General features: G+C 64.8%; 22 protein-coding genes and 1 pseudogene. 10 read left to right on the forward strand and 13 right to left on the reverse strand.

The window, feature by feature from the left end; all coding sequences use genetic code 11:
- Positions 1 to 53: 53 nt before the first annotated feature.
- The 4 genes and pseudogenes from J2X92_RS14635 to J2X92_RS14650 all read left to right on the forward strand — a co-directional run.
- Positions 54 to 158: pseudogene (locus J2X92_RS14635) on the forward strand (transposase); the annotation flags it as partial.
- Positions 159 to 456: 298 nt separating this feature from the next.
- Positions 457 to 1,053: a hypothetical protein gene (locus J2X92_RS14640; RefSeq protein ID WP_307576693.1), complete on the forward strand. Its 597-nt coding sequence runs from the start codon at positions 457 to 459 to the stop codon at positions 1,051 to 1,053.
- Positions 1,050 to 1,502, forward strand: coding sequence for a hypothetical protein (locus tag J2X92_RS14645; protein ID WP_307576694.1), 453 nt, complete (start codon positions 1,050 to 1,052; stop codon positions 1,500 to 1,502). The genes J2X92_RS14640 and J2X92_RS14645 overlap by 4 nt, the downstream gene beginning before the upstream one ends.
- A gap of 27 nt (positions 1,503 to 1,529) precedes the next feature.
- A complete protein-coding gene (locus J2X92_RS14650; protein WP_307576695.1) occupies positions 1,530 to 1,757 on the forward strand; it encodes a hypothetical protein in 228 nt (75 codons plus the stop codon).
- A gap of 152 nt (positions 1,758 to 1,909) precedes the next feature.
- Here the strand turns inward: J2X92_RS14650 and J2X92_RS14655 are convergent, their stop codons facing one another.
- The 5 genes from J2X92_RS14655 to fhuF all read right to left on the reverse strand — a co-directional run bounded on the left by J2X92_RS14655 (position 1,910) and on the right by fhuF (position 8,281).
- Entirely contained in the window at positions 1,910 to 4,111 is a 2,202-nt protein-coding gene (locus J2X92_RS14655) for a TonB-dependent siderophore receptor (RefSeq protein WP_444875714.1), read from the reverse strand.
- Positions 4,112 to 4,281: 170 nt separating this feature from the next.
- On the reverse strand, positions 4,282 to 5,607 hold the full coding sequence (locus tag J2X92_RS14660) for a lysine N(6)-hydroxylase/L-ornithine N(5)-oxygenase family protein (RefSeq protein ID WP_307576697.1): 1,326 nt from the start codon (positions 5,605 to 5,607) through the stop codon (positions 4,282 to 4,284).
- 13 nt (positions 5,608 to 5,620) lie between these two features.
- A complete protein-coding gene (locus J2X92_RS14665) occupies positions 5,621 to 6,655 on the reverse strand; it encodes a GNAT family N-acetyltransferase (protein WP_307576698.1) in 1,035 nt (344 codons plus the stop codon).
- The gene (locus J2X92_RS14670) at positions 6,652 to 7,503 is read right to left on the reverse strand and encodes a formyltransferase family protein (protein WP_307576699.1); all 852 of its coding nucleotides are present in this window, start codon (positions 7,501 to 7,503) and stop codon (positions 6,652 to 6,654) included. The genes J2X92_RS14665 and J2X92_RS14670 overlap by 4 nt, the downstream gene beginning before the upstream one ends.
- 49 nt (positions 7,504 to 7,552) lie before the next feature.
- Positions 7,553 to 8,281 carry a siderophore-iron reductase FhuF gene (gene fhuF / locus J2X92_RS14675; RefSeq protein ID WP_307576700.1) on the reverse strand — a complete coding sequence of 243 codons (729 nt, stop codon included), beginning with the start codon at positions 8,279 to 8,281 and terminating at the stop codon, positions 7,553 to 7,555.
- Positions 8,282 to 8,432: 151 nt separating this feature from the next.
- Here fhuF and J2X92_RS14680 point away from each other — a divergent pair, with 151 nt between their 5' ends.
- Positions 8,433 to 10,124, forward strand: a complete 1,692-nt coding sequence (locus J2X92_RS14680) for a cyclic peptide export ABC transporter (RefSeq protein WP_307576701.1) — start codon at positions 8,433 to 8,435, stop codon at positions 10,122 to 10,124.
- Positions 10,125 to 10,133: 9 nt separating this feature from the next.
- Positions 10,134 to 10,382, forward strand: a complete 249-nt coding sequence (locus J2X92_RS14685; protein WP_307576702.1) for a hypothetical protein — start codon at positions 10,134 to 10,136, stop codon at positions 10,380 to 10,382.
- 12 nt (positions 10,383 to 10,394) lie between these two features.
- On the opposite strand, the gene J2X92_RS14690 is transcribed toward J2X92_RS14685, so the two are convergent.
- From J2X92_RS14690 to J2X92_RS14710, 5 genes are all read right to left on the reverse strand, one after another.
- Complete coding sequence (locus J2X92_RS14690) at positions 10,395 to 10,610, reverse strand: iron dicitrate transport regulator FecR (protein WP_307576703.1); 216 nt, start codon at positions 10,608 to 10,610, stop codon at positions 10,395 to 10,397.
- A gap of 10 nt (positions 10,611 to 10,620) precedes the next feature.
- The gene (locus J2X92_RS14695) at positions 10,621 to 11,238 is read right to left on the reverse strand and encodes an RNA polymerase sigma factor (protein ID WP_307576704.1); all 618 of its coding nucleotides are present in this window, start codon (positions 11,236 to 11,238) and stop codon (positions 10,621 to 10,623) included.
- 250 nt (positions 11,239 to 11,488) lie between these two features.
- On the reverse strand, positions 11,489 to 12,193 hold the full coding sequence (locus J2X92_RS14700; RefSeq protein WP_307576705.1) for a glutathione S-transferase N-terminal domain-containing protein: 705 nt from the start codon (positions 12,191 to 12,193) through the stop codon (positions 11,489 to 11,491).
- 49 nt (positions 12,194 to 12,242) lie between these two features.
- Positions 12,243 to 13,151: a phosphate/phosphite/phosphonate ABC transporter substrate-binding protein gene (locus J2X92_RS14705; protein ID WP_307576706.1), complete on the reverse strand. Its 909-nt coding sequence runs from the start codon at positions 13,149 to 13,151 to the stop codon at positions 12,243 to 12,245.
- 77 nt (positions 13,152 to 13,228) lie between these two features.
- Positions 13,229 to 14,068, reverse strand: a complete 840-nt coding sequence (locus J2X92_RS14710) for a hypothetical protein (protein WP_307576707.1) — start codon at positions 14,066 to 14,068, stop codon at positions 13,229 to 13,231.
- 221 nt (positions 14,069 to 14,289) lie between these two features.
- Between J2X92_RS14710 and J2X92_RS14715 the strand changes: the two genes are divergently transcribed.
- On the forward strand, positions 14,290 to 14,943 hold the full coding sequence (locus tag J2X92_RS14715; RefSeq protein WP_307576708.1) for a DUF1345 domain-containing protein: 654 nt from the start codon (positions 14,290 to 14,292) through the stop codon (positions 14,941 to 14,943).
- On the opposite strand, the gene J2X92_RS14720 is transcribed toward J2X92_RS14715, so the two are convergent.
- Genes J2X92_RS14720 through J2X92_RS14730 form a run of 3 tightly spaced genes read right to left on the reverse strand, consistent with a single transcriptional unit; the run spans position 14,918 to position 18,019 of the window.
- Entirely contained in the window at positions 14,918 to 15,889 is a 972-nt protein-coding gene (locus tag J2X92_RS14720) for a DMT family transporter (RefSeq protein WP_307576709.1), read from the reverse strand. The genes J2X92_RS14715 and J2X92_RS14720 overlap by 26 nt on opposite strands.
- A 36-nt stretch (positions 15,890 to 15,925) precedes the next feature.
- On the reverse strand, positions 15,926 to 16,420 hold the full coding sequence (locus J2X92_RS14725; protein ID WP_307576710.1) for a methylated-DNA--[protein]-cysteine S-methyltransferase: 495 nt from the start codon (positions 16,418 to 16,420) through the stop codon (positions 15,926 to 15,928).
- Positions 16,421 to 16,426: 6 nt separating this feature from the next.
- Complete coding sequence (locus J2X92_RS14730; protein WP_307576711.1) at positions 16,427 to 18,019, reverse strand: DNA-3-methyladenine glycosylase 2 family protein; 1,593 nt, start codon at positions 18,017 to 18,019, stop codon at positions 16,427 to 16,429.
- A 111-nt stretch (positions 18,020 to 18,130) separates the two neighbouring features.
- Here J2X92_RS14730 and J2X92_RS14735 point away from each other — a divergent pair, with 111 nt between their 5' ends.
- From J2X92_RS14735 to J2X92_RS14745, 3 genes are all read left to right on the forward strand, one after another.
- On the forward strand, positions 18,131 to 19,513 hold the full coding sequence (locus J2X92_RS14735) for a phosphomannomutase/phosphoglucomutase (RefSeq protein WP_307576712.1): 1,383 nt from the start codon (positions 18,131 to 18,133) through the stop codon (positions 19,511 to 19,513).
- Positions 19,514 to 19,518: 5 nt separating this feature from the next.
- Positions 19,519 to 20,895 carry a 3-deoxy-D-manno-octulosonic acid transferase gene (locus J2X92_RS14740; protein WP_307576713.1) on the forward strand — a complete coding sequence of 459 codons (1,377 nt, stop codon included), beginning with the start codon at positions 19,519 to 19,521 and terminating at the stop codon, positions 20,893 to 20,895.
- 129 nt (positions 20,896 to 21,024) lie between these two features.
- Positions 21,025 to 21,600 (forward strand): hypothetical protein, encoded by a 576-nt coding sequence (locus J2X92_RS14745; RefSeq protein ID WP_307576714.1) that lies wholly within the window; start codon positions 21,025 to 21,027, stop codon positions 21,598 to 21,600.
- Positions 21,601 to 21,634 lie beyond the last annotated feature (34 nt).

The raw sequence follows: 21,634 nt of genomic DNA on the forward strand, positions 1-21,634 counted from the left end.
GGTCCGGGCATCTCGCGCACCGCCGCTATCCTCTGGGCGCCAACCTCATCGTGGGCATCGACAACAAGATCAAGTTCATCAAGCGCATGGCCTATGGCTTCCGCGACGACGCCTACTTCTTCCTCAAGATACGCACTGTGTTTCCCGGAGTGGGGTGAAGAACTTTTTTGCTCATCGACTTCAGACGGGGCTGGAGATGTTAACGGCCGGCTGCAGTCGATAAGACTTGATAACAGTGAATGACGATCTACTGGTGGCAGGCGTCGCTGCGCCTCCCCGAACCTGTGAGGTATTTGACGCTTCCTCCCTGAACCTGCGCGCACACAGAAGTTTTGACATTTGATTCGGCGCTGTGACCGGACAATCGCGCGCCGTCGACGCTGCGTCGGCGATCCAGCACGTCGCCCGCCGCGCCGTGCATTGCTGTCACGTTGGGCGGTCAGGGAGAAGAACGCGATGAATAAAAATCTGCACAGGGGACGACTGCATCCAAGCCCAATGACGACCTCTTTAAAAATCTATGCTGTTGTCGCGGGGGCAGTCGTTCTGTTTGTTCTTGGCTCATTCGTTTATGTTCTGTCGAATTTTGTCGTTCGAGAAATTCCAACTTCCGTCTCTTACGATGTAATTGTCCCTCCCGAATCTGCCAGTGCGTTATTTCAGAGCATTGGCACTGCAGTTGCACAGATCGGTCTGAAAAGTGGCAAAAAGAAAGAAGCAACAGACATTCGACGCAGAGAGTGGAAAAACAACGACGACTCGCAGGGCGTTAGCTGGGATTTGTCTGGTGACGGGCAGGTTCATATTTCAATATTTTCCGCCGCGACCGGGAGCGACGAGTCGTATTTGAATATGATTTCGTTGGTGCAAAAAGAGATTGCCGCGTGGTCTGGAAACATGAAAAGCCACTTGCAATTGGCGCCGGGGCGATTTGGTACCTGCGCAAGTCCTGAGCGTCCCAATATAAAAGACAGTACATGCATCTATGAACGAACAGGGGTTTTTGAAATTTCCGAGATGAAACATTTGCTGCAATCACACTCTGTGAAATGACTCATCGTAATTTCAACATGATGATTACGCGATTGCAAAGCAAAGATCCCGATGTCGCTCAGCGGCTGATGCTGGCCACTTCACTTCAACGTCGACGAATAGCGATTGCAGCGGCCGAGTGGGCACTGCGCATGAACAGCTTGAACGAGCTCGAACTGATCGATGTAACGAAATCGCTTCGAGAGAATGCCAAATTGTCGGCTGACGGAAAGTTGAAGCTTGAGGCGTTGGTCAAAGAGTTCGACGATGAGTGCTTTGAAGTTGAAAATTCGGGCGCCGCCGAAAGGGATTACATGCAATTGTTCGGCAAGGCGCGCGCTGTTTCGGCTTTGCTTTTTGCGGCTGGCGATGACTCCTTCACGGCTGCGGCGGAAGCGATCTATGAAGCGTCCGTCGCAACTGACGATGAGAAGCAGCTCTTTGATTTAGTGCACTCCTACTTGCCGTAATTCAGTAGAATTCCTTTTGCGCAATCTATGAAGTTCGGAAAATTAGAGACCGTTTACTCGAGCGCACCGGAGGAGTACGAGCGGTTGACGCTGGAGGTATTGTTGGACGGAGAGCGAGTAGCTCGAATTGACCAAGAAGAGGGTGCGGATCGCTTGAATATCGAGTTATTTGGAGCAGATGAAAAATTTCGAACCAGAATGCTCCTGGATGATTTAATTGCTGCCTTGATAGATGCGCGGCAAGCTTTTTTGTAAGAGTCTTTCAAAGAGGGCTGAATTTAAGTCTTGGGTGGGTCGCGATCCAATTGCTAGCGATTCTCTGATTCGCCGGGGTTAAATCGGGTGAAGAACCAAAAAAGGCCGGATGCCCGCGAGGGCACCCGGCCTTTGCCTTGGCGCGCCGGGGCTTACCAGCGGTAGGTGGCCGTCGCCACCGCCGTGCGCTGCGTGCCCAGGTAGCAATAAGCGTAGGCGCAATTCGCCACGTAGGTCTTGTTGGTCAGGTTGCGCAGGTTCAGCGCCAGCGTCCAGCGGTCGATGTCGTAGCCGATCATCGCGTCGAGCAGCGTGTACGAGGGCACCTTGGCTGGCGCGACGATTTCCCCGTCGCCATGGGTCGAGCCGTTGAAGCGCGCGCCCACGCCGACCTTCAGGCCGTTGCTGAAGCGATAGTCCGCCCACACCGACAGGCGGTTGCGCGGAACCGACATCGACTGCTTGCCGATCTCCTCGACCCTGCTGCTGGCTGTGACGATGGCGCGCGGTGTGTAGGCGTACGAGGCCGTGAGGTTCAGGCGCGGCATGAGCTCGGTGGTGGCCTCGAGTTCGAGGCCGCGCACCGAGATTTCGCCTGTCTGCTTGGGCATGAAGCTCGCGTCGTAGGTGATGTAGTTCTTGCGGCGCAGGTCGAAGATGGCCGCGCTGTAGAGCGACTTGCCGCCCGGCGGCTGGTAGCGGATGCCCGCCTCGTATTGGCGACCGCTTTCCGGCTTGAAGGGCGTCTTGGTGGCCGGATCGAGCGCACCGATCGGCGCGAACGATTCGGAGTAGCTCAGATAGGGTGCGAGTCCGTTCGGCGCCAGGTAGACGAGGCCCGCGCGCTTGGTGAACTTGTGCTCAGAAATGCGCTGCGTGGTGCCGTCGAGCCGGCTGTAGTTGCTGCTCTGCGCCGTGTCGTAGCGGCCACCCAGCGTGAGCGACCACCGGTCGCCCCACTTGATCTGGTCTTGCACGTAGATGCCGGTCTGCGCCAGCCGGTTCACGCCATTGACGTACGGGGCGGGAAGGTCGATGGCGCCGCCGTAGACGGGGGCATAGATGTCGAGCACCGGCGCGCCGACGATGCTGCTGAAGGTGTACTGGTCGATGCGGGTGCGCTGGTAGTCCAGCCCCACCAGCACCTTGTGCTGCCAGTCGCCCGATCGCAGGTCGGCCTGCAACTGGTTGTCCATGGTGAGCGAGGTCGTGCTTTCCTGGCTGCCGAACACGCCGCGGTTCAGGTACCGGTAGTTGGCGGGGCTGAGCGCGTTGGTCGGGTCCATGGCAGCGAAGCTCGGCGACTGCAGAGTCCGGTAATCGACTTCGAGCTTGCCGTAGCGCAATTTCTGGCGTGCGGTGAAGGTGTCGTTGAAGCGATGCTCCAGCTGGTAGCCGATCATCTTCTGGTCGTGGTTGAAGTGATCGAAGGTCGGGTCGGCGACGTTCAGGTCGCTGGGAATGAAGGTGCCGATGCGCGTCGGCTTCAGCGATCCCTCGACGGGCCGGATCCGGCTGTAGGCGCCTGCGCGGTTCTTCTGGTACTGGGCCAGCAGCGTGAAGGTGGTGTCGCTCGAAGGCTTCCAGGTGATCGAAGGCGCGATGTAGGTGCGGTCGTCGCGCGAGCTGCCGCCGGGCAACTGGGCATCGCGCAGCACGCCGGTGATGCGGTAGAGCACCTTGCCTTCCGCATCGAGCGCGCCCGAGAAGTCGCCGGCCACCTGGCGGCGGGCATCGTTGCCGTACTGCAGTTGTATTTCGCGCAGGGGCTCCGCCGTCGGCAGCTTGCTCGCGATGTTGACCACGCCGCCCGGGCTCGCCATGCCGTAGAGCACCGAGGTCGGGCCGCGCAGCACTTCGATGCGCTCGCTGCCGTAGTTCTCGGTCTTCCATACGCCCCAGGTGCCGTTGTTGCGCAGCGGCAGGCCGTCCAGGTAGAAGCCGGGCGCATAGCCGTCGAAACCGCGGATCGCGATCCAGTCGTAGCGCGAATCGGCACCGAACGGGGCGATGTTGACGCCCGGCGTGTAGCCGAGCGCGTCCTTGACGTTGGTGGCGCCGATAGCATCCATGCGGTCGGCCGTGATCACCGAGATCGACTGCGGCGTCTCCACGATCGGCGTGTCGGTCTTGCTGCCGGCCGTGCTGCGCTTGGCCAGGTAGCCGTTGACGTGGCCGGTGGCGGATTCTTCCGTGGTCGCGTTCACGGTGATTGCGGGCAGGGTCGGGTCGGCGGCGCGCGGCTGCTGTCCCGTGGCTTGCGCCAAGGCGCTCACGCTGCAAAGTGAGAAGGCTGTGCCGAAAGCCGCGGCAAGCGCGGTATTCAATAGACGTTGGCGGGGCAGGGGACGCATAAGGTTGATGACTCCAGGGTGCTTGAATACGACGTGTTCACGTTTCGGCGCCCAAGGCGGCCGATGCCGGCGCCTTGGTGCTTCCATACATGAGACGTTTGACTTAAAAAAAAGGAGACAGCGGGCTGTCTCCTTTCTTTTTGCCTACCCTCCCCGGGGGCAGGACGTGCCTAGGCACGGACCGGCTGGCGCTCGCGGAGCGCGCTGTTTGCGGCATTGGCCGCCGTCGGCGTGCCGGCCGGAATCGCCTTGAGCAGCGCATTGCCGATTTCGCCCGTGCGCACCGATGTGACCGACAGCAGCGTGTCGCTCAGCCCGTGCGATGACTCGCAGGCGCCCTGCAGGAAGATGGCCGGATGGAAGTCCGGCGTGCTGCCGAGGCGGTAGTGGCGGTCGACCGAGAAATCTCCGAGGTACGGGGCGAGCGGCGTCAGCAGTGCCTTGTGCTGTTCGCGCGCGTACCCGGTGGCCAGCACCACGGCGTCGTAGCGCGAGGTGCTGTCGCGGCCGGTGTCCTGGTCGGACAGGGTGAGGTGGATGCCGTCGACCGTGGCATGCACGTCGCGGATCTCGTGCCGGCGCAGGAAGCGCATGCGGTTCTCGCCGCGGACCTTCTGCTCGTAGAACATCTTGAAGATCTGCTGGATCAGGTCGAGGTCGGCCACCGCGTAGTTGGTGTGGCCGAACTCGTCGATCAGCGCGGCGCGCTCGTCCTCGGTCTGGCTGTAGATGTAGTCGGTGAACTCGATGTTGAACACCTCGTTCACGAAGGGGCTGTCGTCGGACGGGCGGATCGAGCGGGCGCGCATGATCAGGTCGACCTGCGGCGCGTGCGGCCGGCCCTGCAGGTCCATGAAGATCTCGGCCGCGCTCTGGCCGGCACCGACGATGGCGATTCTTGCGGCTTCGGGCAGGTGGGCCATGTCCCGCAGGTAGCTGCTCGAATGGAACACGCGCGGGTCGTCCCGGAGCGGCCCGAAGCCCTCCGGAATGTTGGGCATGCCGCCGATGCTGACGACCAGGTTGCGCGCGAGCCGCTCGGTCACCTGGCCGCTACCGTCGCGCGAGCGCACGCGAAGCAGCGAAACCTCGCCGCCATGCGTTTCCTTTTCCGGCAGCACCTCGAAGACTTCCTCGCCGTAGACGCAAGCATCCTCGAACTGGGCCGCGGCCCAGCCCAGGTAGTCGTTGAACTCGTGGCGGCTGGGGAAGAAGGTCTTCAGGTTGATGAAGTCCTGCAGGCGCTTCTTCTCGTGCAGGTAGTTGATGAAGGTGAAGCGGCTGGTCGGGTTGCGCAGCGTCGCCAGGTCTTTCATGAAGGAAATCTGCATGTGCGCCTGGTCCAGCATCATGTCCTTGTGCCAGGCGAAGCCGGCCTGCTTCTCGATGAACGTCGCATCGACGCGGCGGCCGTCGCGGCGTTTCTCGTCCAGCGCAATGGCCAGCGCGATGTTCGAAGGGCCGAAGCCGATGCCGATGAGGTCGTGAATCACCATGGCGGTTTTTCCTTTACGCAGAGTGTTGGGCGGGCGTGGCGGCGCCGTCGCTGCGGGGCAGCCACAGCGCGTCGGTGAAGTAGCGTTCGCGCAGCATCACCACGAGCAGCGCGCGCTTGTGCGGCAGGTCGAACTCCTTCACCTTGGCGTAGCCGGACTTGTCGAGGTTTCGGATCTGCTGCAGGTGGTCGATGCGCGGCTCGCCCACGGCACGCTGGGTGCGCGGGTCGCACAAAAAGATGTAGTGCGAAATCGAGGTGAGCCATGCGGTGGCAAAGGCCTTGCCGCGGAACGCAGGCTCGCCGATCAGCACGTGCCAGCCGCGGTCGTGGTCGGCCACGTCGTAGAAGGGCGCGATGCGGCTTTCCTTGGCCCAGTACATCTCGAAATAGCCGAAGGGCTCGCCGTCCAGGCAGGCGATCATCGAATGCATGTGCGGGTCGCGGTCGATGGCCGAAAGGTACTGGCGGTGCTTGTCGAGGTCGCCTTCTTCCTCCCAGATCACGGCCACGTCGGGGTCGTTCATCCAGCGGTTGAACATCGCGAGGTCGGCCTCGAAGTCGAAGCTGCGAAACGAAAAAGTCTTGCCGAGCCAGGGGATGAAGCGCTGGTAGAGCACGCCGCGCGGTTTGGGCGGTCGCACGGGGTGGCGCTTTCCGTTGCTCAATGCGTATTGAAGCGCGATGGGCGGGTGCACGATGGGCAGCCAGAGAGAGGGCTGCTGCCACAGCATGTCGCGGCAGGCGAGGGCCTTGCCATCGTCGGCTTGCAGCAACACGCCGGCCTGCACGAGTGCTGCGGCCGGATGGCTCGGGGCCACGGTGCAGGTCTTGTTCGCCGGTTGGTATTCGAACGCGCCTTCGAGCGCCGCGAGCAAATGAGCCGTGGAGGCGTCGCTGCCGTCCACCCACTCAAGCGTGGCGCCCTTGCCGGTCTTCCATAGCGAGCGCGAGCCGTCCTGCGTATTTCGCACGCCGAGCATCTCGCCCTCGCGCGTGATCGCGTGCGGCATGCCGTCCGCATAGGAAACATGGAGAGCGGACGTCATGCGATTCTTTCGGTGAGCGGTTGCCGTTGCTCTGCAAGCAGGGCCAGGCCCTCGTGCAAGGCGGGGAAGAGGCTGTGGTTGAAGTTGTTCCAGCGCAGCTCGAGGATGGTGTCCTCGGGGTCGATGGTGGTGCGCAGCGCGTCATGGATCACCTCGCCCGAGTCGATGCCGTTGTCGACGTAGTGCAGCGAGGCGCCCGTCTTGAACAGCGGCGCGACGGCGGCGCTCTCCATCGTTGCCCAGTCGACGATCTTGCGGCCCTGCGCGCCGTGCAGCGCATCGAGCGTGGCGTAGGCGCCGCGGCGTTCGTAGGGGGACTCGATGCGCGTGATGCCCGGATGGATGTTGACGATCTTGCGGTGGAACGGTGCGCCGGGCCGCACCAGTTCGTCCAGGATCACGAGCAGCCCGTCGAGCACGACGATATCGGCCTGCAGCGTCAAGAGCTTGTCGAGCAGCGTGCGCTCGAAGCGGCTCTTGCCGGCCACGCGATCGGCCGCATCGAGCGGCAGCCGCCGATATTCGGAAGGCACGGAATGGAAGATGTCGGTGAGCGTCTTGCCCTGCGTCTTGAGCCCGCTCGGAAAGATCCATTTCTTGCCGGGCTGGCACGAGAAGCCGTAGTCCAGCAGCGCGGCCTGGTCGCGCGGCGAGCGCGGGTCGTCGTCGATGACGATGCCTTCGAGCGAATAGGCGTCGCCCAGTGGGGTTTCATCGAGCGCCCGGGCCAGGTACTCGAGCGGGGACGCCATGTAGCGCTGCTCGCCCTTGTACGCAATATGCTGGCCGGCCTTGTCGGCCGCGGCGTTTCTCAAAGACAGGATGTAGACGAGCTTGGCCTTGGACATAGGTGTGGAATGAATGGATAGAACGAAGACGGAATGGCCCGCAATCTGTTCACCCGAAGCCGCGGTGCTCCGGCGCCAGCGGGCATGCGTTGCAGTGGTGCTCGTGCGGCAACAGGTAGTTGAGGCAGCACTCTCGGTGCAGCTTCACGGGTGCATTGCGCAGGCGGCCGTGCAGCGGGTTGGCGCGAAGGTCGCGCGGCCATGTCGCGGTGTGAAGCAGCAGCTGTCGGTCGTGTGCAATCGATGGCGCGCAGTCTGTTGCGGCCAGCGCCACGTCGAACACCGGTTCCATGAGCCGCACGGTGTTGCTCCAGAGAATCTTGGGCGCGAGCCGCGTGAGGTCGCAGAGAGCTGCAAAGAGTGGGGCGAGGTGCTGCCACAGCAGCGGTTCATAGCGCTCGGCGGCATCGGCTCCATGTTGCGATTGGCCCGGGTGCCGGATATGAAAGCCGACCGGGCCGCCGTGCGCATCCAGCCGCACCCAGGTGTGTTCCGCCGCAATGGGAAACACATGCCGCAGCATGCTGGCCGCGGCCATCACGGGCGGCAACAGCATTGCGATGTATTCGAGGCTCCACGCGGATGCGACAGGGCGCCAATCGGCGCCGCTGACACCTCGGTAGCGCGCGTTGCGTTGCAGCACGTCGGCGAGCAGCGCGGGTGACCGTGCGAGTTCCGCCACGCGCACCGCATCGGCGGGCACCGTGTCCGCGCATTGCAGCTTCTCGCCATGCGCGGCCAGCTCGCCCTGGAACAACGGCTCCAGCAGCGAGATCATGGGTCGGCGTTCCGCGGGGTCATCCCTTCAAGACGGATTCGCGCGGCGGCTGTTCATGGGCGCCGCGCTGAACATTGCCGCGGCTCAGCCGTCTAGGCAGTAGGTGGCACGAAGCCACCGCTGTCGCCCCCGGGGCGGAAAGAGCCTTTGCATGACAACTACCACCACAGGCAACGGCGCCGAAATCGGGCGCCTGCTGAAACCCTTTCTTCCGTGGATCGTGCTGTCCGCGGTCACGGGCGTCGGCGCCGGTGCCGCCACGGTCGCGCTGCTCGGCACCATCAACCGGGTGCTCAACCAGCCAGGTGGACTGGCGGGCGGCCTGTTGCTGACCTTCATCGGCCTGTGCGGCGTGGCGCTGTTCGGGCGCATGGCGTCGGACGTGTCGACCAACTTCGTCGGGCAGCGCCTGGTGGCCCAGGTGCGCAAGAGCCTGGCGCAGAAGATTCTCTCGGCGCCCATCGATGCGCTGGAGCGCTACCGCACGCACCGCCTCATGCCAGTGCTGTCGCAGGACGTGGACATGATCAGCGACGTAGCCTTTGCACTGTCCGGAACGCTGATTGCGCTGGCCGTGGCGCTGGGCTGCCTGAGCTATCTCGCGTTTCTTTCACTGCCATTGTTCGGCCTGATGCTGGTGGCGCTGGTGATCGGCATCACCGTGCAGCTCATGGCGCAGATCCGCGGCGAGGCCGGGTTCTGGAAGGCGCGCGAACAGGAAGACCAGTTGCACAAAGCCTACCGCGCCATCAGCGAAGGCGCGAAGGAGCTGCGCATGCACCGCACCCGCCGCACGCGCATGTTCGCGGGGCAGATCGAACGCATCGTCGATACCATCCGCGTGGTCAACGGGCGTGCGATCAACACCTATGTGATTGCGACCGCTTTCGGCTCGGCACTGTTCTTTCTGCTGATCGCGCTGATCCTGGGCTGGGCGGCGTTCCGCACGACCGAGCCCGCGGTGGTCAGCGGCTTCGTGCTGGTGCTACTGTTCCTGAAAGGCCCGTTGGACCAGATCGCGCTCACCTTGCCCGGCGTGGGCCGCGCCAAGGTCGCCTTCGAGCGCATCGGCGACCTGTCGGCACGCTTTGCAACGCCGGAGCCGCACCTGCACCTGGAGCGCGCGTCCAACGGCGTGATCCTCAAGAACGAAATCGGCATGCGCGGCGTGCGCTACGCCTTCGATGCGCCCGAGGGCGGCGAGGCCTTCACGCTGGGCCCGATCGACCTGAAGCTGCGCCGCGGCGAGATGGTGTTCGTGGTGGGCGACAACGGCTCCGGCAAGACCACGCTGATCAAGCTGCTGCTGGGCCTCTATGCGCCGCAGGCGGGCGAGGTGCTGATCGACGGTTCGGTCGTGAAGCCCGAGGGCCGCGACGACTACCGCCAGCTCTTCACCACGGTGTTCTCGGACTTCTACTTGTTCGAAGATCTGGTGGCGGGCGAAGAGAGGGAGGGCGGTGCCGGCATGGAGGTGCTGCCCCAAAAGGCCCTGCCTTACCTCGAACGGCTGGAGATCGCCCACAAGGTGAGCCTGAAGAACGGCGCGTTCAGCACCACCGACCTCTCGACTGGCCAGCGCAAGCGGCTGGCGCTGGTGCACGCGTACCTCGAAGGCCGGCCCGTGCTGGTGTTCGACGAGTGGGCCGCCGACCAGGACCCGACGTTCCGCCACCTCTTCTACACCGAGCTCTTGCCCGAACTGCGCGCCAAGGGCCACCTGCTGGTGGTGATCTCGCACGACGACCGCTACTTTCACCTGGCCGATCGCGTCATCACGATGCATGCGGGCAAGATCGCGGAAGACAGGGTGCGCGATTCGCGGGAAAGCCTCGCCGCGTGAAGGAGGGCAATGAAAGACAAGACCCGCAAGAGCCGCCCGCCCGATCGCCCTGCCTTCAACATTGCGTGGACGCTCTTCTGCACGCTGCATGACGAGCCCTCGCCGGAGCGCGCGGAGCAACTCGTGCGCTGGCTTGGCGTCGATCCCGGGAACATCTGCGCGCTGGACGACGTGCTGACCCTCTGGGCGCTGACCGGCGCCGCGCTGATGAAGCCCGCGCTGGAGGAGGCGCGGCATGAAGAGAAGCGCCTGCAGTGAAGGGTTGCCGTGTTACTTGTGCAGGTCGCGCAACTCGGCCGCGATGCCGCCAAGGGCATCCCAGCGCCGCCGTGCTTCCAGGGCGGCGGCCGCATGTTCGGCCGACCTGCTGCGCCACCGGGCCAACGCCAGGCGCGCGGCAAGCGCGGCTTCATGCGGTGCGCTTTCGCTTTCGACGATGAGCGCAAGCGCGCGTTCGATGAGTTTTTCGTCCGGCGCGCCAGGCACGATGAGGCGCTCAGGCAAAGTCTTCGGCCAGCTTTGCGTCGAAGCCCGTGCGGTTGGAAACCGTCGTCTGTTCGATCAGTTCCGAGCGAAGCCGGGCGAACACGCGCGAGCAGTCGATGGCCGCGCGCAGCAAATGCTTGGCCACCGCCATCTCGGTGATGTTCAGTTGCTGGGCGATCTCGGCGCGCGTGTGGCCGTAGGCGCGAAACAGCAGGAACACTTCGCGCCGGCGGGGCGGCAGCGTCTCCAGCGTCTCGACCACGCGCGCCAGCACCTGCTGCTGCGACGCGATGAATTCACAGGACGGCACCGTCTGTCGCGAGCCGACGCTGAAATGGGTGCTGACCCAGTCCTGCGCTACCTTGCGCCGGCGCGCGTCGTCCACGCAAAGATTGCGCGCCACGCGAAACAGCAGGGCGCGCGGCGACTCGATGCCGCCAGCGCCTGCCGTGCCGTTCGACGCCGAGTCGATGCGGATGTCGCTGTTCAACTTGAGCGCGTGCGCATACACCCGCTCGAAGCTCGACTGCGCGATGTCCGCCGCGTAGTGGGGGTCCCGCAGGTCGCGCGTCAGCTGGCGGCGCAAGTCCGCATAGTGAGCCACAAGTTCCTGGACGAGGTCGCGCATCCGATCGCCTTCTTGCAAGCTTTCGCAGTGGTGGTTCCCGGGCCGGTCACCGGCGCAATCTGCGGGGTGACTCGGTACTTTGAATAAGAATTATTCTTATTGAAGTGTAACCTTAACCGCTGCTGAACGAGGCGGGAAAGGATGCGGGAACCGCCAGCGCGTGCCCTGAAAAAGACACTCGCCCAGAAAATGAGTAGTTCTGTTTTCGGCTGAGCGGCGGAGCCTCCAGCCGGAGAAGTTAGGCCGGAAATCAGCCCCGCTTGGGGATGCCCAGGCCGCGCGCGACGGCGGGCCGCGCCACGAAGGCTTCGAGCGTGCGCGCCACGTTCTTGAAGTCGCTGAAGCCCACCAGGTCACCCGCTTCGTAGAAGCCGATCAGGTTGCGCACCCACGGGAAGATGGCGATGTCCGCGATGGTGTAGCTGTCGCCCATCACCCAGTCGCGTCCATTGAGCCGCTTGTCGAGCACGCCGAGCAGCCGCTTCGCTTCGGCGACGTAGCGATCGCGCGGACGCTTGTCTTCATAGTCCTTGCCGGCAAACTTGTTGAAGAAGCCGAGCTGGCCGAACATCGGGCCGATGCCACCCATCTGGAACATCAGCCACTGGATGGTTTCGTAGCGGCCCGCGGCATCCTGCGGAATGAACCGGCCGGTCTTGTCGGCCAGGTAGAGAAGAATGGCGCCCGACTCGAACAGCGCGAGCGGCTTGCCGCCGGGCCCATCGGGATCGAGGATGGCGGGGATCTTGTTGTTCGGGCTGAGCGACAGAAACTCCGGCGACATCTGGTCGTGGGTTTCGAAGCTCACCAGGTGCGGCTCATAGGGCAGGCCGGTTTCTTCCAGCATGATCGACACCTTCACCCCATTGGGCGTGGGCAGCGAATACAGCTGCAGCCGATCAGGGTGGAGTGCGGGCCATTTCTGGGTGATGGGAAAGCGGGAAAGGTCGGTCATGGGCGGTTCATGAAAAGCGGAGTTGGGACGCCGCGCCCGCCGGTTTTTTTCAGATGCCCAGCCAGGTCATCAGGGCTGTCTCGGCTTCGGGGGAGGGTGCGACAAAGCCAGTGTAGGTCGATGTGGCGAGCGCGCGCTTGCCGGCATCGCTTTGTGCCAGCCCCAGCAGGGCTTCGCGCGCGGCGCTTGCGGTGGCGGCGTCGAGCTTGCGCGATGCCAGCCATTGCTTGATGGGAACCGGGCGCGACTCCGCGCACACGTTGCCGCCGCCATCTTTCCAGGTCTTGACCACGCCCGATGCCGCGGTGGCACCGTAGGCCGCGAAGCCGTTCTGCACATAAAACGGAACCGCGTCCTGGTAGCGCGTGTTGGTGAGCTTGAGCGCGGCGGGCTGCAGGCCGTGCTCGCGCAGCATGGCGCGCGTGATCACGGAGGTGATCGAGTCGGCGTCGGGCATCACCAGGCCCTTGCCCGCAATGCCCTTCCAATCGGCGATGGGCTGCGGCTCCTTGCACAGCAGCGACACCTTGTACGCGGTGAAGCCGCTGGTCCAGGCCAGTGCTTGGTAGCGGCCGCTCTTGACCGCTTCGAGCGCCACGTGGGCCGGGTGGATAAACGCGATATCGACCTGCTGTTCCTTCAGGGCTTCACGTGCACCGTTGTAAGAAATGAACACCTTGATGGTCACGGGCTGCTTCAGTGCCTTGCTCAGCACCTCGGCAATGGGCTCGAAGCGCGGCGCGATCTGGCTTTCGGTGACCTGGTAGCTCACGCCTTCCGTCACGCCGATGACCAGTGCGTGCGCCGGTGCGGCCGCGGCCAGCAGCAGCGCCGCTGCCGAGACTGCAAGGCCAGGCGAGCCCGGCTTGCGGGTGCGGCGCGCAATGGCGGCGCATCCATCGAATTTGTCGGAGAGGGGTGGGGCGGGGATGTACATCGAAAGATCATAGGGGGCCATGGCGCGGCCGCCGATGATCGCAAGCACCTATGCGCACTGCTCCCCGCGCATGGCAGGGCCGCCGCGCCGCCAGAGATTCAGAACCTTGCCTTGACGAAGGCCGACGGCCCGTTCAGCTTGACCTTGACGCGGGTTTCCGCCGTGCTGGTTTCACGCGCCATGTCGATATGAGTGGCGCCATAGGCCAGCACCAGGCCGACGTTCTTTACCGGGAACCACTCCACGCCGGCAGAGGCGTTGTAGATGCTGCCGTGAAAGCGGCCGCCGCCCTTGCGAACACCAGAGAAGTCGGCGAAAAGACGCAGGTCGGGACTGATGGCATGCCGCACGCCGACCTCGAGCAATGGCGCAACGGCGTTGTCGCTCGAGTCCTCGTTCAATGTGCGGATGCGTCCGTTCACCGCGACATTGGCGTTGGTGCCGACGTCGATGCTGTAGTAGGCGGCGCCCGCACCCAGGCCGAACACCGTGTTGCCAGAGCCGAGCCACCACTTGTACGAGAGCTTCGCGAAGTCGAGCTTCACGTTGAGGTTGGCGTTGCCCACCGCGCTGACGGTGCCGAAGCCGCCGAAGGATTCGTTGCCTCCGGCCTGACCGAAGTAGTCGCGCTTGTAGCGGTAGTAGTCGAACGAGAGGCCGTGGCTGTCGCCGATGAGCAGGTCGGCCGTGACGCGCGGCATGGTCACGCGGCCGGGCTCGAGGTCGCGTGTGCGCAGCGCACCGTACGGCGAGCTGACTGTCGCATTGAATTTGGGATCGGCGCTGTAGGCTCCCACCGAAAAGCTGAAACGATCGAGCGCGGGCGACGGTTCGGCGAAGGCCAATGCGGGCGCAATGCAAAACCCGACACCGGCCAGTGCGCCCAGCTTCGTCAACCGTGCGGGGTTGGCGAGCGGACGGGAGCGGAGCAACAGCATGAGGAGGTCCTTACGAGAGAAGAGAAGAGGACAAAAAAGCCTCGGGCTCGACACGCAATTTTTATGCGCGCAGAGCGCCAGGCGGCGGCTCCCTTTTTGATGACCGACAAGTTATAGCGCAGCTTTAAAACGTCCATGCGTCGATTTGCCGCTTCGCGTGTAAGACGATGTTGAAGCATGCATTGGCAAGCCTGAAAAAGTATTCAAGCTAAGCTTTGAACATGCGCAAACATCTTTCCGCGACCACTGGTCCGCAGCGTCTTCTCTATGCCGGCGTGGCGGGTGTCGCCGTCGCGGCCATCGCTTGGCCGCTTGACGTCATGGCACGCGGACTTGCGGGCTGGTGCACCAACTGCGTGGTGTTCCTCGTGCTCACATGGTGGCTGGCCAATACTTTCGATGCACAGCAGACCCGCAAGCGCGCGCAATCGCTCGATCAACCCAATGTGGTGATATTGGTATCGATGCTGGTGGTCATTGGTGCGAGCGTCGTGGCCATCGCGATGCTGCTTCAGCAGGTCAAGCTGATGAGCGGGCCGGTGCGCGCAGGGCATATCGCGCTTGGGCTGGTGGCGCTGGTGGGCTCATGGCTCATGATGCACACGATCTATGCCTTTCACTACGCGCACCGCTACTACATCGACCAGCGCGACGGCTCGCCCGATGGCGGGCTTGATTTTCCGGGCAAGCAGGAGCCGGACTATTTCGACTTTCTCTACTACGCCTACGTGGTCGGCATGACCACGCAGGTGTCCGACGTGCAGGCCACATCGCGGGAGATGCGCCGCATCACGCTGGTGCACAGCGTGCTGGCCTTCGCCTTCAACATGCTGGTGCTGGCGCTGTCCGTCAACGTGGTCGCGGGGGCGATGTAGCGGCCGGCGAGCCCGCGCCCGGCCACAGCTTCACGAGGCCGGTGGAGAGCGCCACGCCGCAGACGATGACGGCTGCGCAGATCAGCATCCATTGCGTGATGTTCTCGCCGAGAAACACCGCGCCGTAGAACACCGCGAACACCGGCACCAGGAAAGTCACCGTGAGCGCGCGCGCCGGACCCGCATTGGCGATGAGCCGGAAGAACAGGATGTACGCGAGGCCGGTGCACGCCACGCCCAGCGCAAGCAATGCCAGCCATGCGCGCAGGCTCGGCATCTGGGTGGGCCAGAACCACAGTGCGGGCAGCGCGAGGAACAGCGTGGCGCCGATCTGGCTGCCGGTGGCGGTGGCCAACGCAGGCACGCCGCCCAGGTAGCGTCTCGTGGCGCTGGCCGCCACGCCGTAGCTCGCGCAGGCGCCCAGGCAGGCGAGCACGGCCCACAGCGCGGCGTTGCCGCCGGCATCGGCGTGCAGGCCCGCGCTGCGGCTTGCCAGCATGGCCACGCCCGCAAAGCCAATGATGAGGCCGACGATGCGCGAGCCGTCCGGCCGGTCGCGAAACCAGGCCCATGCCACCAGCGCGCCGAACATCGGCACCGTGGCGTTGAGTACCGCCGCCAGCCCGCTGTTGATGGTCAAGAGCGCAAAGCAGAAGAGCGCGAACGGTATGCCGGAATTGAGCACGCCGATCGCCATTGATGCTTTCCAGTGCTGCCCCAGCGCCGCGCCGTGGCCGCGCAGAAACAAGAGCGGCAGCAGGAAGAGCGTGGCCACCGCAACGCGCACCGCGGCCGCCGGCAGGGCACCGAACTCGGCTGCGCCGATGCGCATGAAGAGAAAGGACGCGCCCCAGAGCGCGCCTAGCAGTACGAGGTCGAGGAGCCACGCCTTGGGCTTGGTGGAAGGCGTGGTGGCAGGAGTGTTGTCTTTTGTTGTCGTGCTCATACGTTCTCGATGGTGCGCGTCGCCTTGGAAGCGGCTCTACTTCGATTCCAGCTCCAGGAGCGCGGTCTTGCGATGAAGCCCCCCAGCGTAACCGGTCAGCGATCCGTCGGCACCCAGCACGCGGTGGCAGGGCACGATCACGCTGATCGGGTTGCGCCCCACGGCCGCGCCCACCGCGCGCACTGCGGCCGGGTTGCCCACGTTGGCGCTCAGCGCACCATAGGTCATGGTCTTGCCCGCGGGGATGGCGAGCAGCGCCTGCCACACGCTCTGCTGGAACGCGGTGCCGTGCGAGAGATCGAGCTTCACGTCGAAGGTGTCGCGCTTTCCGGCGAAATAGTCGCGCAGCTGCGCGCCGGCCTCGACCAGTGCGGGATGATCGTCCCGGGTCTGCCAGCCGGTGGTGTCGGGCCAGTGGCGTTGCTGGTCGAACCAGACGCCCGCCAGGCCTTCGTCGGTGGCCGCCATCGTGATGCCGCCCAGCGGCGTTTCGATGTGCGATGTGTAGATGGCTTTGCTCTTGAACTTCATGACATTTCAGGCGGAGGCGCCTGCCGTTGTGAGGTTGTTGAAAGATGGCTCTGCGGCGGACGTGGCCGCAGCCACGGTGGGCGACGGCGCATGCCAGGCACGCAGCACCGCATAGCCGCGCCACGGCCGCCATGCTTGCGATGCCTCACTGGCCGCGCGCGCGGTGGTCACGCCCAATGCCTTCTGCAGCGCGACGTCGCCCGCAGGAAACGCATCGGGCCAGCGCAGCGCGCGCATCGCGATGTACTGTGCGGTCCAGGCGCCGATGCCGGGGAGCTCCTGCAGCGCGGCAATGGTCGATGGCACGTCGGCACCCGCATGCAGCGCCAGTTTGCCGGCGGCGACCTCGCGGGCGATGGCCTGCAACGCGGCCTGCCGCTGCCGCACGATGCCGAGCTGCCCGAGTGCATCGCCGCTTGCTTCGGCGAGGGCCGCGGGTGTAGGGAACAAGCGGTTCAGACCCTCAATGGGCGTGGCGATCGGCTCGCCGAAAGCCTCGACCAGCCGCGAACCCAGCGTGCGCGCCGCGGCCACCGTGATCTGCTGGCCCAGCACTGCGCGCACCGCAAGCTCGAAGCCGTCGACCGTGCCCGGTACGCGCAGCCCGTCGCCATGGGGAAAGGCCTCGTGCAGCGCGGCGTTGATGGCCATCGGCTCGGCATCGAGATCGAGCATGGCGCGTGCGCGGCTGATGACGATCGGCAGCACCGCGGCCAGCGAATCACTCACCGAGAGCAGCATCTGCTCGCGCTCCATGTCGAAACGCAGTTGCAGCCAGCCGGCATGCGTTTGCCCGCCTTGCTGCACGCGCAGCGTCCGGGCCAAGCGAACATATGTCGGCGTGCTGCCCTTGACGGGCGCCTTGCCGTCGGCCGTGCTTGCGACCTCGACACCGCGCAGCGCACGCCGTGCAAAGAAGCTGAGCATCGCGTCCGCGTCGTAGGGTGGGCGAAAGCCCAGGCGCACTTCGATGGCCTTGCCTTCGCCGCCCTCGGCACCGCCAGCGCGCCGCAGCGCACTGGGGTTGAGGCCGTAATGTTCCACGAACGCCGCGTTGAAGCGGCGCACGCTCGCAAAGCCGCTGGCCAGTGCGACCTGCGTCATCGGCAGGCGCGTGTCGGCAATCAACTGCTTGGCGGCCAGCAGGCGCCGCGTTTGCAGATACTGCAACGGGGACACGCCGAACTGCGCCTCGAAGATGCGCCTGAGGTGGCGATCGCTCACGCCGAGCCGCGCCGCGATCTGCGCCGCGCCTGGGCCTTCTTCGGCCCATGCATCGGGTTCGTCGATGAGCCGTGCGGCCTGCAATGCGAGGATGCGCGAGGCGTCTTCGGTCGACCAGCTGGCGGCACGCGGCGCGAGTTCGGGCCGGCAGCGCAGGCAGGGGCGAAAGCCCTCGGCCTCGGCCTGTGCCGCATGGCGAAAGAACCTGCAGTTCTCGCGCCGCGGCAACTTCACGCGGCAGACAGGCCGGCAATAGATGCCGGTGGAGGTCACCGCGGTGAAGAAGGAGCCGTCGAAGCGCGCGTCGTGCGTCTTCATGGCCAGGTAGCAGGCGTCGCTCTCGAGTGCTTCGGTGGAGGCGTGAGGGGTAGGCATGGGCAAATGATAAGGTTTCGAGTCGTTTCAACTGGCCGTTTTCGGACATGTGGGCGCTGGAACGCTTGCCTACAATGGCCCGGTCTCCAGAACCAACAGGGAATGCCCTTCATGCAACTCAGCGCATCGATATTCAAGGCCTATGACATCCGAGGCGTGGTACCTGTCACGCTGGATGCAGAGGTCGCAGAAGCGCTCGGCCGGGCTTTCGGCAGCGCCGCCCGCGCGGCCGGTGAAAAGACCGTGGCCGTGGGCCGCGATGGCCGCCTTTCTGGCCCCGCGCTCGTCGAGGCATTGATCGACGGCCTGGTCGCCACCGGCATCGAAGTGATCGACGTGGGTGCGGTCACTACGCCCATGCTCTACTTTGCGGCGCACACGCTGTGCTCGAGCGGCATCCAGGTCACGGGCAGCCACAACCCCAAGGACTACAACGGCTTCAAGATGGTGCTGGCGGGGCGTGCCATCTACGGCGACGAGATCCAGGGCCTGCGCAAGGTGATGGAAGACGGCAGCGCGAAGCTCGCACCCGGCGGCAGCGTGCGCAAGGTCGACGTGACCGAGGCTTACACGCAGCGCATCGTCGGCGACATCAAGCTGGCGCGACCGCTCAAGATCGTGGTCGATTCGGGCAACGGCATCGCGGGCGCCACGGCACCCGCCATCTTTCGCGCCATCGGCTGCGAAGTGACCGAGCTGTTCAGCGAAGTCGACGGCGACTTTCCCAATCACCACCCCGATCCGAGCAAGCTCGAGAACCTCAAGGACCTGATGGCCGCGCTGGCCACGGGCGATGCCGAACTGGGCCTGGCTTTCGACGGCGACGGCGACCGCCTTGGCATTGTTACCAAGGACGGCCAGAACATCTTCCCCGACCGCCAGATGCAGCTGTTTGCGCAGGACGTGCTCTCGCGCGTGCCTGGCGGCACCATTGTGTACGACGTGAAGTGCTCGCAGCGCCTGGCGCCGGCCATCGAGGCGGCGGGCGGCAAGCCGATGATCTTCAAGACCGGTCATTCGCTCATCAAGGCCAAGATGAAGGAAATCGATTCGCCGCTCGGCGGCGAGATGAGCGGCCATATCTTCTTCAAGGAGCGCTGGTACGGCTTCGACGATGGCACTTATGCGGGCTGCCGCCTGCTCGAGATATTGAGCAAGACGCCGAACGCGAGCGACACGCTCAATGCATTGCCTACGAGCTTCTCGACCCCCGAACTCAACGTGAAGTGCGCCGAAGGCGAACCGCACGCGGTGGTCGACCAGCTCGTCGCCGGCGCGAGCTTCGCGGCACCCGCGGTGGTCTCGACCATCGACGGCCTGCGCGTCGACTGGCCGGACGGCTTCGGGCTCATTCGCGCTTCCAACACCACGCCGGTGCTGGTGCTGCGCTTCGAGGGCCAGACCGATGCGGCCCTGAAGCGCATCGAAGCCGAAATGCTCGCGCTCCTTCGAACCGTCAAAGCCGACGCGACGCTGGCCGAAGCGTCGCACTGAGCCCCGTGCGTTCGCTGCTGCTGCGCCTCTATGGCGCCTTCACCACCGCCGTGCAACCGCTGGTTCGCCGCAAGCTGCGGCGCCGCGCGGTGGCCGAGCCCGGCTACGCCGTGGCCGTCGAAGAGCGCTTCGGCCACTACGACGATGCCATCACCGGCGAAGGCCAGTGCTGGGTGCACGCGGTTTCGCTTGGCGAAACGCGCGCCGCCGCCATCCTGATCGCGGAGCTGCGCAGGCAATATCCGGGCATCCCTATCCTGCTCACGCATGGGACCGCCACAGGCCGCGAAGAGGGCGCCAAGCTGCTCGAGTCCGGCGATACGCAGGTCTGGCAGCCATGGGACACCCCGGGGGCCGTGGCGCGTTTTCTCGACCGCTTCCAGCCGCGCATCGGCGTGCTGATGGAAACCGAAGTCTGGCCCGAGATGGCCGCGGCCTGTGCCGAGCGCCGCATCCCGCTGGTGCTGGCCAATGCGCGGCTCAACGAAAAATCGCTGGCTGCGGCCGAGCGCCTGGGCTGGCTCGCGCGGCCCGCGTACTCGGCGCTGGCCGCCGTATGGGCGCAGACCGAAGCCGATGCGCACCGGCTGGTGTCGCTCGGCGCCAAGGTGGCCGGCATCTACGGCAACCTCAAGTTCGACGCCTCGCCCGATGCGCGCCAGCTCAACGCCGCCGTGGCGCTGCGCGAGCGCCTGCCGCGTCCGATGGTGGTGCTCGCGAGCTCGCGCGACGGTGAGGAGCGCATGCTGCTCGACGTGCTGAAGCGCTTTGGCGCCACCTCGCCCGTGCCGCCCGAGCAGGGCGCCGTTCGTTCGATTGCCAAGCGTGTGCACGACGTGCAATGGATGATCGTGCCGCGCCATCCGCAGCGCTTCGACGAAGTGGCCGCGCTGATCGAATCGCAGGGCTTTGCGGTGGCGCGCCGCAGCGCCGCGGGCGAGCCGGCCGAAGCCGAGATCTGGCTAGGCGATTCGCTTGGCGAAATGGCGCTCTACTATGGCTTGGCCGACGTCGCGCTGCTCGGCGGAAGCTTCGAGCCGCTGGGCGGTCAGAACCTCATCGAGCCCGCCGCGTGCGGTTGCCCGGTGGTCATGGGCCCATCGACTTTCAACTTTGCCGAGGCGGCGCAACTGTCGCTCGCGGCCGGTGCGTCGTTGCGCGTCGAGAACATGGAGCAGGCCGTGACCGCGGCGCTCAAGCTGGTCGAGAACCCCGAGCGCCGCGCCGCCATGGCGGAGGCCGCATTGGCCTTCTCGTCGTCGAACCGCGGTGCCGCCGAACGCACTGCGGCCGCGGTGCTGGCCATTGCGCAGGCCGCCGATCCCGTGGTCACCGAAAGTGCGCCCCTGGACGATTCCAGAGCAGAGCCAACGCTGGAGTGACCTGACAACAGTTAAAAATTCACGATTGTTTCGCCGAAGGAAAAGAGGCGATGACTTCGTGAAATAAACCCAATGCCGTGAAGGCACTCCTCCCACAATGCGACATCGTGATTGTTCAGGAGGGCGACAGTGGACAAAAAGATCATTGCGGTTGGCGGTCCGCGAGCATCTGGAGGGCGCTTGCCCTTTCTTCGCAGCGGCGCCAGGGGGCCCATCGCCGCGGCGCTGCTCGGGTGCTTCCTGAGCTCACCGGCGCTGGCGCAGGAAGCGCCGGAGTCGGGCACGCTGCAGCGCCTGGCGGCTCAATCCGGTCTTGGCACGTGCCTGAATGCCGTGCGCCGGGCCGGGCCTTTACTCACGGGCCCGGAGGGCTCTTACGCAGTCCTTTCAATGAGCCATCCGGTGGCCCCCGACGCCAGCGCCTGGACCGTGGCGATAGAGCGTGCCCGTGAGGGCGTTTCCGATCTGGTGTCGGCCACCTTTGCTCCCACGATTCGGGGCGGCTGCGACGTCGTCTACGAAGTCGTCCAGCTATGGCGCATGTCATGCCAGGACTACGCACTGAAGACCGGGTCCGCAATCGGCAGCGTTCCCGTCATCGGACTGCGCATCGGAGTGATGGCGGCAAGCCCGACAAGTCATGTGTACCTGATGCGCACGCCCGGCGGGTGCACCAGCGTCACGAGGGAATACCTGTTTCTCTGAGGGAGCCGCGCAGATCCGGCGGCTCGCACGCTTT

Origin of the sequence: Variovorax paradoxus, from assembly GCF_030811855.1 — a bacterium.
Lineage (GTDB): Bacteria > Pseudomonadota > Gammaproteobacteria > Burkholderiales > Burkholderiaceae_C > Variovorax > Variovorax paradoxus_L.